At 44.5% G+C, this 11,833-nt stretch carries 14 protein-coding genes; 2 read left to right on the top strand and 12 right to left on the bottom strand.

The window, feature by feature from the left end; all coding sequences use genetic code 11:
* Positions 1-162 precede the first annotated feature (162 nt).
* Both MHH92_RS26595 and MHH92_RS26600 read right to left on the bottom strand, forming a co-directional pair.
* Positions 163-393: a hypothetical protein gene (locus MHH92_RS26595; protein ID WP_017692114.1), complete on the bottom strand. Its 231-nt coding sequence runs from the start codon at positions 391-393 to the stop codon at positions 163-165.
* Positions 394-548: 155 nt separating this feature from the next.
* Positions 549-1,166, bottom strand: a complete 618-nt coding sequence (locus MHH92_RS26600; RefSeq protein ID WP_036607221.1) for a stage II sporulation protein M — start codon at positions 1,164-1,166, stop codon at positions 549-551.
* Between the two features lie 122 nt (positions 1,167-1,288).
* Between MHH92_RS26600 and pdaB the strand changes: the two genes are divergently transcribed.
* Positions 1,289-2,065 carry a polysaccharide deacetylase family sporulation protein PdaB gene (gene pdaB, locus MHH92_RS26605; protein ID WP_253503532.1) on the top strand — a complete coding sequence of 259 codons (777 nt, stop codon included), beginning with the start codon at positions 1,289-1,291 and terminating at the stop codon, positions 2,063-2,065.
* Positions 2,066-2,163: 98 nt separating this feature from the next.
* Here pdaB and MHH92_RS26610 read toward each other — a convergent pair whose 3' ends face one another.
* Complete coding sequence (locus MHH92_RS26610) at positions 2,164-2,796, bottom strand: KinB-signaling pathway activation protein (protein WP_253503535.1); 633 nt, start codon at positions 2,794-2,796, stop codon at positions 2,164-2,166.
* Between the two features lie 125 nt (positions 2,797-2,921).
* On the opposite strand from MHH92_RS26610, the gene gerD reads away from it, so the two are divergent.
* Positions 2,922-3,674: a spore germination lipoprotein GerD gene (gene gerD, locus MHH92_RS26615; RefSeq protein WP_047841116.1), complete on the top strand. Its 753-nt coding sequence runs from the start codon at positions 2,922-2,924 to the stop codon at positions 3,672-3,674.
* A gap of 89 nt (positions 3,675-3,763) precedes the next feature.
* Here gerD and MHH92_RS26620 read toward each other — a convergent pair whose 3' ends face one another.
* The 9 genes from MHH92_RS26620 to MHH92_RS26660 all read right to left on the bottom strand — a co-directional run bounded on the left by MHH92_RS26620 (position 3,764) and on the right by MHH92_RS26660 (position 11,795).
* Complete coding sequence (locus MHH92_RS26620) at positions 3,764-4,864, bottom strand: Mrp/NBP35 family ATP-binding protein (RefSeq protein ID WP_301291300.1); 1,101 nt, start codon at positions 4,862-4,864, stop codon at positions 3,764-3,766.
* A 79-nt stretch (positions 4,865-4,943) separates the two neighbouring features.
* The gene (cwlD, locus tag MHH92_RS26625; protein ID WP_036607212.1) at positions 4,944-5,699 is read right to left on the bottom strand and encodes an N-acetylmuramoyl-L-alanine amidase CwlD; all 756 of its coding nucleotides are present in this window, start codon (positions 5,697-5,699) and stop codon (positions 4,944-4,946) included.
* Positions 5,700-5,767: 68 nt separating this feature from the next.
* Entirely contained in the window at positions 5,768-6,937 is a 1,170-nt protein-coding gene (gene sat, locus MHH92_RS26630; protein WP_253503538.1) for a sulfate adenylyltransferase, read from the bottom strand.
* 23 nt (positions 6,938-6,960) lie between these two features.
* Positions 6,961-7,653 carry a phosphoadenylyl-sulfate reductase gene (locus tag MHH92_RS26635; RefSeq protein WP_076320297.1) on the bottom strand — a complete coding sequence of 231 codons (693 nt, stop codon included), beginning with the start codon at positions 7,651-7,653 and terminating at the stop codon, positions 6,961-6,963.
* An 809-nt stretch (positions 7,654-8,462) separates the two neighbouring features.
* Positions 8,463-8,855, bottom strand: a complete 393-nt coding sequence (rpsI, locus tag MHH92_RS26640) for a 30S ribosomal protein S9 (protein WP_017692105.1) — start codon at positions 8,853-8,855, stop codon at positions 8,463-8,465.
* A 19-nt stretch (positions 8,856-8,874) separates the two neighbouring features.
* Positions 8,875-9,312: a 50S ribosomal protein L13 gene (gene rplM / locus MHH92_RS26645; RefSeq protein WP_024633564.1), complete on the bottom strand. Its 438-nt coding sequence runs from the start codon at positions 9,310-9,312 to the stop codon at positions 8,875-8,877.
* A 205-nt stretch (positions 9,313-9,517) separates the two neighbouring features.
* Complete coding sequence (truA, locus tag MHH92_RS26650) at positions 9,518-10,291, bottom strand: tRNA pseudouridine(38-40) synthase TruA (protein ID WP_017692103.1); 774 nt, start codon at positions 10,289-10,291, stop codon at positions 9,518-9,520.
* Positions 10,292-10,450: 159 nt separating this feature from the next.
* Positions 10,451-10,816, bottom strand: coding sequence for a 50S ribosomal protein L17 (gene rplQ / locus MHH92_RS26655; protein ID WP_017692102.1), 366 nt, complete (start codon positions 10,814-10,816; stop codon positions 10,451-10,453).
* Between the two features lie 34 nt (positions 10,817-10,850).
* The gene (locus tag MHH92_RS26660; protein WP_017692101.1) at positions 10,851-11,795 is read right to left on the bottom strand and encodes a DNA-directed RNA polymerase subunit alpha; all 945 of its coding nucleotides are present in this window, start codon (positions 11,793-11,795) and stop codon (positions 10,851-10,853) included.
* Positions 11,796-11,833: the final 38 nt, after the last annotated feature.

Raw genomic sequence — 11,833 nt, forward strand, 5'->3', positions numbered from 1 at the left:
ATTAATTTACCATATGAAATTAGAAAGGTCAACCCTTTTTCGACAAAAAGTATGAACCCCTCAGCAATTTCACATTCTCATAGTTCAGAGGTACAGCACCCGCTATGAAGAGCCGCACCTCCCTTCCACTACTGTAAATCGAATATATGACCAGCTTCAGCATTATGGCTTCGACTTTTTCAGCTTCCCACCTCTGGCGTACTTGGACAACTCTTTTGGCGGGGCAAAGCGTGCATACATGCGGAACACAGTCTTATATCGGCTCGCGATAGCATATTTGATCTCTTGGTCAAGACGATTATCACTTAGATCGAAAAGCATCTCATCTAATTCTTTACGCAGCACATAGTCTAGTTCCTTGCATTCCTTCTCGTTAAACAACATACCCAGCATTAGAGTTCTCCTTTTTGTGCATAGCCTCTTTATCACACTTACACAAGTTTCATGCAACACCCCGTGCATTCTCGCTTTTGTGGGTGCTGCTGAAACCCGTTTTATTGTTATGGTCAACTTTCTGAAAATTTATGAATGCCAACCATCACAAAATTTTATCCTCTCACCAGAGTATACGTAAGTGTGCTTTCAATGATTGCTGCAACAAGAAGCAAGATGACAACCCAAAAGGATGCCGTTAGCGTCCTATTCATGAATGCTCTCCACCGGGTACCCATCGTATTTCGCTTGTCACTTCCAAGTTGTGCAAGGCTTTTGATAACCAGACCACCAAACTTCAGTCCGAAGGCGCAAGCAATGATAATGACCGGAATCTCAATAATGCCATGCGGAAGTAAACCTTTAACCACAATGTCATAGAAGCTTGCTCCATAATTCATCGTGGTGTGCACCACAAATCCAAGGACCATCCCATTGATCAGCAGGAAGATGACAGGCAGAATTCCGAAGAATATACCGGCATAGATGACAAGTACACTTTTGATGGCATTATTGAAAAAGATGAACAGAAAGAAGTTCCATTGCACATTGCCCCCCTGCTCCAGCCGTTCACTGACTTCACGTAATCCTCCGATTTGGTTCAACAACAGTTCTTCCAGTGGCCCTGTACTCACCCATCCTGCCCCTATACCAACAGCAAACAAAACTACGGACCAGATTAATGCACTACGGATGGAACCAAGATCTTTAAGAAATGTACTGAATTTTAACATAATAACCTCCTGTAGAATCTAAAATGATGGACAAACAAGGATCAGTGACGAATAACTGGGCAGTACGAGCATACATTGGAGAGTAAACAAGCATTTCTTATGGGAGAGGGGCGCTTATTGAAATGAACTCGTTCTATGTATTTAGCGGCAAAAAGATTAAACGGTTCCTGATTGTCCTCGTTGCTGCCATCTTTGCGATCGGTATTATCTATCTGGAGAGAGGCAATGTCTCCGTATTCTCGGAGGAAGCACCATCCGCCGTCTACAGCGTTCCAACCGAGAAGAAGGTAATCGCACTCACCTTTGACATTAGCTGGGGGGATAAACGGACGGAGCCAATTCTGAAAGTTCTTCAGGAGAATAAAGTGCAGAAGGCAACCTTTTTCCTTTCCTCCCCCTGGAGCAAGACACACCCCGAAATTGTTACTGCCATCAAAGAGGCAGGATATGAAATTGGCAGCCATGGTCACAGACATGAGAACTACAGCAGCCTGACTGAAGAAGAAATTCGCAAAGAAATTTCGACAGCTCATAGCATTTTAACCGATTTAACGGGAAAAGAACCGAAATTACTACGTCTGCCCAACGGGGACTTTGACAAGCGAGTGCTTCAGGTAGCCAATAGTCTGAATTATCAGGTTGTGCAGTGGGATACCGACTCCTTGGATTGGAAAAACCCTGGTGTACAGACCATTGTTGATCGCGTAGTAAGCAAGGCACATCCAGGGGACATCGTACTGCTGCATGCAAGCGATTCCTCCAAACAAACGCATGAAGCACTCCCTGTAATTATCGACAAGTTGAAAAATCAGGGCTATGAATTTGTTACCGTGTCTGAGTTGCTCAACCATTCCAGTGTGGAAGGTAAGGAAGTTCGTGACCAAGCCAGCGGTCAATGATTACTCAATTATGAGCTATAGCTCAAATAGGTGCTTAAAAGTTGAAAAGAGCTAACCAGGTTAGCTCTTTTTGGTATGTTTTTTGTGCAAAATGAATTCTATGCTCGGCTTTCTTTCAACTGTTCTGCCTTTCCACTTACACTCCGGTTCGTCGATACATCCACCAGCCTGTGCAATATCAGCATTTGGTATGCATTACATAGGAGCAAGGGAACCACAATAAATATGGTTGCAGCATTCACATCAATACGTAATACGCCGATCGTCTCCACTATGGTGACGGCAATCATGAAAAAGAGTGTAGGTACAAGCGCGGAGATATGAGTCAGCTTTACTTTAACGTAAGCGGTAACAATTGCAGCTGCCAAAATAATGATACCTAACACAATATCCGATATGCGCTCTCGGTCTCCCCCAACAAACAGGCGTAAAAACATCACGTCAAGCAGGGCTAACACCGTTAGTACAATCTGCACGATCTGCCAACCGCGCTTTGGAAATACACCTTTACCCATATAATTCAATATCAGATATGCAAAGAAACCCATTTGTGAATACACGCTGATCATAACCCCTGATCCAAATAAGATCAAAAGATACAGAAGAAAATCATTCAATCCATTTGTTTTCTCCCCGTTCACCAGCATCATAATCAATCCTGTGCCCAATGCTCCCGTAGCCCCAATAAGCAAGGCTGTCCAAAACAGGAAAAACCATCTACGTAAATTCAAAAGTTTTCCACCCCCGAGTGTTTATTTTACCAACCTTCTCAGCAAAAAACCATCATTGCTCAACATATTTCCCCCTTTCCCATCACATACTACATCCAGTATCTAATCAAGGAGGGATTGTACACATGAAACGGCCTTTGTGGCAGCTATGCTGTGTCGTACTGGGGCTATCCGTCATGCTTGCCGGCTGCGGTTCAGATCAGAGTTCTTCGCCTCCTCAGGGCAGTTATAAAGAGATGAAAACAATGGTTGTAGATATTTTGAAAAGTGACGAAGGCAAGAAAGCGGTGGAGGAAGCTCTTACAGGTCAAAGCTCATCCAGCGGAAGCAGCGGTTCTGAAGAAGGCGGCGGTTCGGGTGGTGCTTCAGGATCCATTGGTATGAAAATGTTAATGCCTGTGCAATCTTCGGAACAAATACGTATTGCAGTAAAAGATACCATCACAGCTCCCGAATATAAGAAGGAATTCGAAAAAATCATGACCGATCCGCAGTTTGCGGGTGAATTTGCCAAAGTGATCAACGCACAAAGTAAACAACTTCATATGCAATTGATTAAAGATCCCACATATCAAAAGTCTGTTGAAGACATCATGAAGTCACCTGAGGTATCCAAGATGTTCATGGATATGACGAAGACTCCCGATTATCGTAAACAGACGATGACTGTCATGCAGGAAGTGATGCAAAATCCTTTGTTCCGCATGGAAGTACTCACTTTGCTCAAGAAGGTAGTACAGGATGAATTGCAACCCAAAGTGGAAAGTGGCGGAAAACAGGGGGAAGAGCAAGGCGGACAGCAAGACGGTCAGGGCGAAGGTGGAAGTGATGGCGGAGATGGTGGAAGTGGAGATTCTGGCAGCGGTGGAGGTTCATAAACAGTAGATGTTGGTATATTACAGAAACTGAAAAGCCTGCATCCGAATGGTGGACGCAGGCTTTATTTGTATTTATAACACTCATACCATTAGAATTTGGATTCAATGGACCGGGCAACTTCATCGTAGATAGCCCCTATACGGGAATCAGCTTTGTATACAGATGGTGAGAAATCAGGCTCGGAAGGATGATTATCCGGCGTGCCTAATGGAATCTGGGCAAGCAGGCTTGTATGCAGACTTTCCGCAAGTCTTCCCCCGCCTCCACGACCAAAGACATAATCCTTCTCTCCGCAACTGCCGCACTCATAATAAGCCATATTCTCAACCACACCAAGTAACTCATGATCGGTCTGAATGGCCATTGCACCCGCACGTGCTGCGACAAAAGCTGCCGTTGCATGCGGCGTGGTAACGATGATTTCCTTGCTCTGTGGCAACATCTGATGCACATCCAAAGCAACATCTCCCGTACCTGGTGGCAAATCCAGTAATATATAATCCAATTCGCCCCACTGGACATCCGTAAAGAATTGACGCAACATCCGACCTAGCATGGGTCCACGCCAGATTACCGGATTGTTCTCCCGAATAAAGAAGCCCATCGACATGACTTTGACGCCAAAACGTTCAACCGGTTGAATAACGCCATCTTCAACGACCGGATATTCTTCAATCCCCATCATGTCGGGTACACTGAAGCCATAGATATCCGCATCAATTAAGCCCACTTTCTTGCCTTGACGTGCCAAGGCTGCAGCCAGATTAACGGTTACCGTTGATTTACCAACGCCACCTTTACCACTGGCCACAGCAATAAAACGAACACCTGATTCAGGACTTAACAGCTCATGTCCATCCAGACCCGCTGCGTGACCTTTTACGAGCACTTCGTCCCGATCTGGCTCATTATCGGGTTGTCCCATATTCAGGCTCTCACGATCATGCTCAGAAGCTGCACGCACACGAATATGTACATCCTTCAGTCCATGCTGGGACAACAGATTACGCGCTGCATCACTCAAGGCCGTTGTATCCTCAGGTCGATTTTCCAGTGTCACTATGGTCAGAGACACATGATTTTCTTTCACCATAATATCTCGAAACCATTCCAGTTCGGTCAGACTTACTCCCAATTGTGGTTCTTGTAATGGCTGTAACAGTTCAAGTATCTGTTCTTTTGATAACATCAGACAGCACCTCAGCTTTATCTATTGGCATGTAATTAGGTATGCTGATCCAATTATATCATTAGCTTTCTTGTTCTGACTAACTTTTAGGCCTTTCTCCTGAGGAATATCTGAGAATTCCATTATAGATCGAAGCAGCTACCTTGCGTTGATAAGCTTCGTCGGCAAGCATACGTGCCTCTTCCGGATGAGAAAGGAAACCCACTTCTACCAGCGCTGAAGGGATCTTCAGAGCCTGTAACAGATAAACCGTATTCACCGTTTTGGCGATTCGATCTGTATTCTCCAGATTACGAACCATCTCTTGTTGTAGCAGATTAGCCAAACCTTCGTTATCCGGATGGTTAGTTGTATAGAAAACCTGCGCTCCACTCCATCGGTTGGATGGGACACTGTTCATGTGAATGCTAATAAAGAGATCTGCTTGCTTATCCTCTATCCGCCGTACTCTTTGTTTCAGATCTTCCGTCTTGCGTTTGGAGTAACCCTTGGTGTCTGATTCCGCCAAATCAGTGTCTATTTCTCGTGTCATAACCACTAAGGCCCCTGCCTGTTGCAAATAATCTCTCACATACAGGGCGATAGACAGGTTGATATCTTTTTCAATAACCCCCTGTTTACTTACCGCTCCTCCATCTGGACCTCCGTGTCCTGCATCAATGGCAATGACTTTACCCGCCATCGGCAAACTCCAATAACCTGACGTCTTAGCGGAAGGCAGTTCATAGGACATTACCGCCACTAACATGGCCAGTAGACAGAGACTCAGCATGACCCTTTTGATTGTTTTTAGCCTAATCCAGACTACAAAGTGTTTCCCCATATTTTTACGCATAAAAAAACCACCTCGTCCCTATAAATGACTCTAATCATCTATATGGGACAAGATGGACAAATATACCGCTAGGAGCGGACTTGCTCCGCCATTCCTTCAATCAGCACCTCAGCTACTTCAGGACGTGTAAATTCAGGTGGAGGGCACTGGCCGTCACGGAGCAACCCGCGTACTTTGGTGCCGGAAAGCGCCATATGATGTTCTTTATCATGTGGGCAAGTTTTGCTCGATGCCATGTTTCCACATTTGGTACAGAAGAAACTATGTTCGAAGAACAACGGAGTGATCCCCAGTTCCTCTGCTGTAAAGTTAGTAAAGATCTCCTGTGCTTCATATGTTCCATAATAATCACCAACACCCGCATGGTCACGACCAACAATAAAGTGGGTACACCCGTAATTTTTGCGAACCATCGCATGGAAAATAGCTTCACGTGGACCAGCATACCGCATGGCTGCGGGGAACACACCAAGGAACGCACGATCAGCCGGGTAATAGTTCTCCAGTAATACCAGATAACTCTTCATCCGAACATCTGCAGGAACATCGTCCGACTTTGTCTCTCCAACAAGCGGATTCAGGAAGAGTGCGTCTACAATCTCCATAGCGCTCTTCTGAATGTATTCATGAGCCCGATGGACCGGATTACGTGTCTGAAAACCAACTACCGTCTTCCAACCCTTCTCCTGAAAAATTTTCCGGGTATCTGCAGGATCATAATAGAATTCTTCAAATTTCGAAGGTTTTGGACGGTTCAACACTTGGATTGGACCTCCTACGTATGTTGCAGGACGCTCCAAAAGTTTTTTAACACCCGGGTGCTCGGGATCATCTGTTTTGAATACACGCCGGGCTTCTTCACCCTGATCCACCTGGTATATACTTTGGACTTCGAGCAATCCATAAGTGACTCCATCTTGATCACCAACAAGTTTCACACGTTCACCAATCTGGAGGGATGCGGCTTGTTTATCGTCAACAGCAAGTGTAATCGGTATACTCCAGACTGTTCCATCGGCAAGACGCATGCGAGACACCACCGAAAGGTAATCTTCCTCATTCAAGAAACCTTGAAGTGGTGAGAACGCACCTACACCAATTAGATCCAAATCTGAAATCGTCCAGGTATTAATAAGCAAAGAGGATAAGTTTTTACTGTCTTGCAACAATTGCTCCCGTTCTTCTCCTTGTACGATACGCTGAACCAGCGTACCTCCATGAGGCAGAATCGATGTCATCTTGTCAGCTCCTTGTATATCTATTATTTATGAAGGCCACATTCCGTTTTATCATTACCAGACCAGCGTCCAGCACGAGGGTCCTCACCAGGCATAACCTGACGTGTACAATGCTCACAACCAATACTTGGGTAGTTCTGGTCATGAAGAGGGTTATATACAACGTTATTGTCACGAATATATTGCCATACATCCTCAGTCGTCCAGTGCGCAATCGGATTAAATTTCATCAGGCCAAATTTGGAATCATATTCAACCTTCTTTGAGTTTGCACGAGTTGGTGCTTGATCTCTGCGGATACCTGTAATCCATGCATCATACTGAGAAAGAATACGTGTTAACGGTTCGACTTTGCGAATGTTACAGCACCCATTGGGATCAGACTTCCACAACTCTTCACCGTGCTCAGCTGCCTGCTCTTCCGGAGTAATCTTAGGTGACACGCGTACAAATTCAAGGTTGTAGTTCTCCTGCATCTTATCACGTGTTTCGTATGTTTCTTTAAAGTGAAAATCTGTATCCAGATAAAAAATATCTGTGGATGGGCTGATTTTCTGCACCATATCTACAAGTACAACATCTTCTGCACCAAAGCTACATGCAAAAGTGATATTTGGGAATGTTTCAATAGCATACCGAATAATATCCTCTGGACTGGCATGTTCCAGTTCCTCTGCCTTCGTCCGTGCCAAATCTTCTTTCTCCAACAAGTTCATCTGTGAATTTCCCCCATTCTGCATTTCAACACACCTAAAGCCGACTAATCTAATATGAATTATGTTTAGTATAAATCTTTCATTGGGGATGTCAATGCCTGCCATATGGTAAAATAAATCAGTTTTTGTCCATTTTTGATCGTCGCTCTCAAACAATATTTTGGTTCAATTTATCCATTTCTCTGTTAATGAGATAAAAACAATGATGTTGGCCCAGGTCACTAGGCAAGTAAAAATACATCTCTTACCCCGGAAAACCTTTGCTGTTACTGGGTTTGGACAGTTCTTGTCGTCAAGAACAACATCCAAAAATCACTAGGTGATTGAAAATGAAGGAAGAAAAGCTAAAGTTTTAAGGGGAGCAACGTTGCGAATTTTAGCTGTTGATATGTAAGGGACTTTTATCGTTTCCATAAGAAATACTGATAAGGTTTGCAATAAAGAATTAAGTGCAAAAACAGTAAGCCGAGTGCATTCAAGAAATCACGCATGAGTTCTAATCGATGATTATAAAAGAGCTGTTATAAAATGTGTGGTGAGTGGTGAGCGATGGGTATGAGCATATTCAATGATCGAAACGATTAGAGAGGTTCAGTAAAATGTGGATGTATTAACGTACATATTATAGGACTGTATTGAGGGACATTAAGGGCACATTGAAAAGGCAATGAAGGAAAAATGCAGAAGCATGGGGAGAGACATCAGAGACATCAGAGATATAAGAGCTATCGCATAAACTAAAATAATATATGGCGTAATAGTCATGATTATATAAAAAAGCCTTTGACCGAGGCCAAAGGCTTTTAATATTAACGTTTGGAGAACTGAGGTGCGCGACGAGCCGCTTTAAGACCGTATTTTTTACGCTCTTTCATACGTGGGTCACGAGTCAGGAATCCTGCTTTTTTCAGGGATGCACGGTATTCCGGATCTGCTTTGAGCAGAGCGCGGGAGATACCATGACGGATTGCGCCGGCTTGACCGGAGATTCCGCCACCATGAGCAATAACAAGAACGTCATAGTTGTTGAGCGTTTCTGTCAAGTTCAGTGGTTGTTTTACGATCAGTTTGAGTGTTTCCAAACCGAAGTATTCATTAATATCACGTTTATTGATGACAATGCGTCCTTCACCCGGTACAAGGCGAACACGTGCTACCGAATGTTTACGACGACCTGTCCCATAGTATTGTACTTGTGCCATGAAACTGTCCTCCTTTTAATTAACCGCGAAGTTCGTAAACTTCTGGTTTTTGTGCTGCATGTGGATGCTCAGTGCCTCTGTACGCTTTAAGTCTCAACTTCATTTTCTCGCCCATGCGAGTTTTAGGAAGCATACCGCGAACAGCCAATTCCAACATACGCTCAGGTTTGTTTTTAACCATCTCTTCAGCTGTAGTTACTTTCAAACCACCTGGGTGCATTGAGTGACGGTAGTATTTTTTACCTTGCATTTTCTTACCAGTCAATACGATTTTCTCAGCATTGATGATAACAACGAAATCGCCAGTGTCCACATGTGGAGTGAATTGTGGCTTGTGTTTGCCGCGAATCAAAGCTGCTGCTTCGCTCGCCAAACGTCCGAGGGTTTTGCCTTCAGCATCAATGATGTGCCATTGGCGCTCAACTTCGTTAGGCTTCGCCATGTACGTAGTACGCATGAAAAGTTCCTCCTTAAAATGTTCAAAATCATCATTTTCATTTATCTTCGTTCGTTAAGTTATAACTTTAGGTGTTGATGGATTGTAAATTTGATGTGAACCTCTTAATTGGGGCTGTGGGAAAGCCATTAAGAAAACACAACTTTTATATTACATGATAGGCGATTAAATCGCAAGTGTTAATTAAGCTTTTCACTCACCAAATTTAATCTTTTTTGTATTCAAGATCCCAGAGCATTAAACCGCAGCTAACTGCAGTAGGTCCTGCAGCAGATCGATTACATGCAGCAATCATATTTGGTACATCAGAGGCTTTCCGTTTGCCCTCTCCGATCTCCAGCAGTGTCCCTACAATGATACGAACCATATGCTGCAAAAAGCCGTTACCACTCACATAAATGTGAATGACACCCTGATCGCGCGGATGGTCTCTGCACATTGATCGGTCCACTTCCATCCATGCTTCGTACACCGAACGGACATGATTCTCTTTCTGAGACTTGCGTGAAGCAAAAGAGGTAAAATCATACGTCCCTATGAAATGTCGTAAGCCCTCCTGCATTGCCATAATATCAAGCTTCGCATGATGATGATATTGCAGTCTTCTGTTGAATACATCCGGAAATTGATTCGCATTGACTGTATAACGATACGTTTTCTTTTTCGCTGCATAGCGAGAATGAAAATCAGCCGAAACTTCAATCGCATCAATAACGACAATATCGGAGGGTAATCTGGAGTTGAGTGCAATACACCAACGTTCAATCGGGATCTGGGACTCCGTAGGAAAATTGAAGATTTGTCTGCGGGCGTGAACACCTGCATCTGTTCGGCCTGAACCTGTAATTTTAACCTTCTCACCGGTTAAAGCACGAATCGCATCTTCAAGATGATCCTGAATGGTATTCCCACCCGGCTGTACTTGGAAGCCGAAATAGGCAGTGCCATCATAAGTTAACGTCATACATAAGTTCCGCATTATTACCACACCTTTGTTCCATACTATACATATCCCTATCCCGAACAGCAAAAGAAGCCCCTTACGGAGCTTCTATTACAGCACGAATTCCGAAATGAAGAGAAAAAAAGGGTTAATCCAGAATCGTTGATTCTGTCCCCTTTCCTCATCTCATCTGTTTTACGCGCGGTCTACCAGTTCCAAGTAAACCATTGGCGCTGCGTCACCACGACGAGGTCCCAGTTTCAAGATACGAGTGTATCCACCTGGACGCTCAGCGTAACGACCGGACAATTCGCTAAACAGTTTTTGGATTGCATCTTGCTCACCATCGATAGTTTCGCGGCGAACATAAGCTGCCACTTGGCGACGGGCATGAAGATCTCCCTTTTTCGCTTTAGTGATCAGTTTTTCAGCAATAGAGCGAACCTCTTTTGCTTTCGCTTCAGTTGTCTGAATGCGTTCGTATAAGAACAGGTCGGTTACCAGGTCACGGAACAAAGCTTTACGTGCGCTGGAATTACGGCCCAACTTTTGGTATGCCATTGTTTTCCCTCCTTCACTTCAAGCACTCGGCTGTCTATTCTTCTGTACGGAGTCCCAAACCAAGTTCCTCAAGCTTCTCTTGAACTTCTTCCAAAGACTTGCGTCCGAGGTTACGGACTTTCATCATGTCTTCTTCCGTTTTCGTAGTCAGCTCTTGCACGGTATTAATACCGGCGCGTTTGAGGCAGTTGTAGGAACGAACAGAGAGATCCAGCTCTTCGATCGTCATTTCGAGTACTTTTTCTTTTTTGTCTTCTTCTTTTTCGACCATGATTTCTGCATCTTTCGCTTCGTCTGTAAGACCCACGAAGAGCATCAAATGCTCAGTCAAAATTTTAGCGCCGAGGCTTACAGCCTCTTCAGGACGAATACTTCCATCAGTCCAAACTTCCAACGTGAGCTTGTCATAGTTGGTCACTTGACCGACACGCGTATTTTCCACAGCGTAGTTAACGCGACTGATCGGGGTGAAGATGGAATCGACTGGGATGACGCCGATCGGCTGGTCATCGCGTTTATTCCGATCTGCCTGGACGTAGCCGCGACCGCGATTGGCAAAAATACGCATGTGAAGTCTCGAACCTGGTCCGAGCGTAGCAATGTGTAAATCCGGATTAAGGATTTCCACATCGGAGTCAGCACGGATATCTCCAGCCGTAATTGCTCCTTCGCCTTCAGCATCAATCTCGAGCACTTTCTCCTCGTCTGAATGAATCTTAAGCGACAAAGCTTTCAGGTTAAGAATAACCTCCGTTACATCTTCCATTACGCCAGGAACTGTAGCAAATTCATGCAGAACGCCATCGATTTGAACCGAAGACACTGCCGCACCCGGCAGTGACGAGAGCAAGATTCGGCGAAGCGAGTTTCCAAGCGTCGTACCGTATCCGCGCTCAAGCGGTTCTACTACGAATTTCCCATAGGTGCCATCATCGTTGACGTCTACCGTCTCAATTTTCGGCTTTTCGATTTCAATCACTGCAATACCCCTCCTTCAAAACGTCGGTCCTCTATGAA

Origin of the sequence: Paenibacillus sp. FSL M7-1414, from assembly GCF_038003195.1 — a bacterium.
Taxonomy (GTDB): domain Bacteria; phylum Bacillota; class Bacilli; order Paenibacillales; family Paenibacillaceae; genus Paenibacillus; species Paenibacillus amylolyticus.

What these genes read in the sequence shown, in the direction of transcription:
- MHH92_RS26595 (WP_017692114.1), bottom strand. Translation starts at nt 393, where the DNA reads ATGCTGGGTATGTTGTTTAACGAGAAGGAATGCAAGGAACTAGACTAT.
- MHH92_RS26600 (WP_036607221.1), bottom strand. Translation starts at nt 1,166, where the DNA reads ATGTTAAAATTCAGTACATTTCTTAAAGATCTTGGTTCCATCCGTAGT.
- pdaB (WP_253503532.1), top strand. Translation starts at nt 1,289, where the DNA reads ATGAACTCGTTCTATGTATTTAGCGGCAAAAAGATTAAACGGTTCCTG.
- gerD (WP_047841116.1), top strand. Translation starts at nt 2,922, where the DNA reads ATGAAACGGCCTTTGTGGCAGCTATGCTGTGTCGTACTGGGGCTATCC.
- MHH92_RS26620 (WP_301291300.1), bottom strand. Translation starts at nt 4,864, where the DNA reads ATGTTATCAAAAGAACAGATACTTGAACTGTTACAGCCATTACAAGAA.
- cwlD (WP_036607212.1), bottom strand. Translation starts at nt 5,699, where the DNA reads ATGCGTAAAAATATGGGGAAACACTTTGTAGTCTGGATTAGGCTAAAA.
- sat (WP_253503538.1), bottom strand. Translation starts at nt 6,937, where the DNA reads ATGACATCGATTCTGCCTCATGGAGGTACGCTGGTTCAGCGTATCGTA.
- MHH92_RS26635 (WP_076320297.1), bottom strand. Translation starts at nt 7,653, where the DNA reads ATGAACTTGTTGGAGAAAGAAGATTTGGCACGGACGAAGGCAGAGGAA.
- rpsI (WP_017692105.1), bottom strand. Translation starts at nt 8,855, where the DNA reads ATGGCACAAGTACAATACTATGGGACAGGTCGTCGTAAACATTCGGTA.
- rplM (WP_024633564.1), bottom strand. Translation starts at nt 9,312, where the DNA reads ATGCGTACTACGTACATGGCGAAGCCTAACGAAGTTGAGCGCCAATGG.
- truA (WP_017692103.1), bottom strand. Translation starts at nt 10,291, where the DNA reads ATGCGGAACTTATGTATGACGTTAACTTATGATGGCACTGCCTATTTC.
- rplQ (WP_017692102.1), bottom strand. Translation starts at nt 10,816, where the DNA reads ATGGCATACCAAAAGTTGGGCCGTAATTCCAGCGCACGTAAAGCTTTG.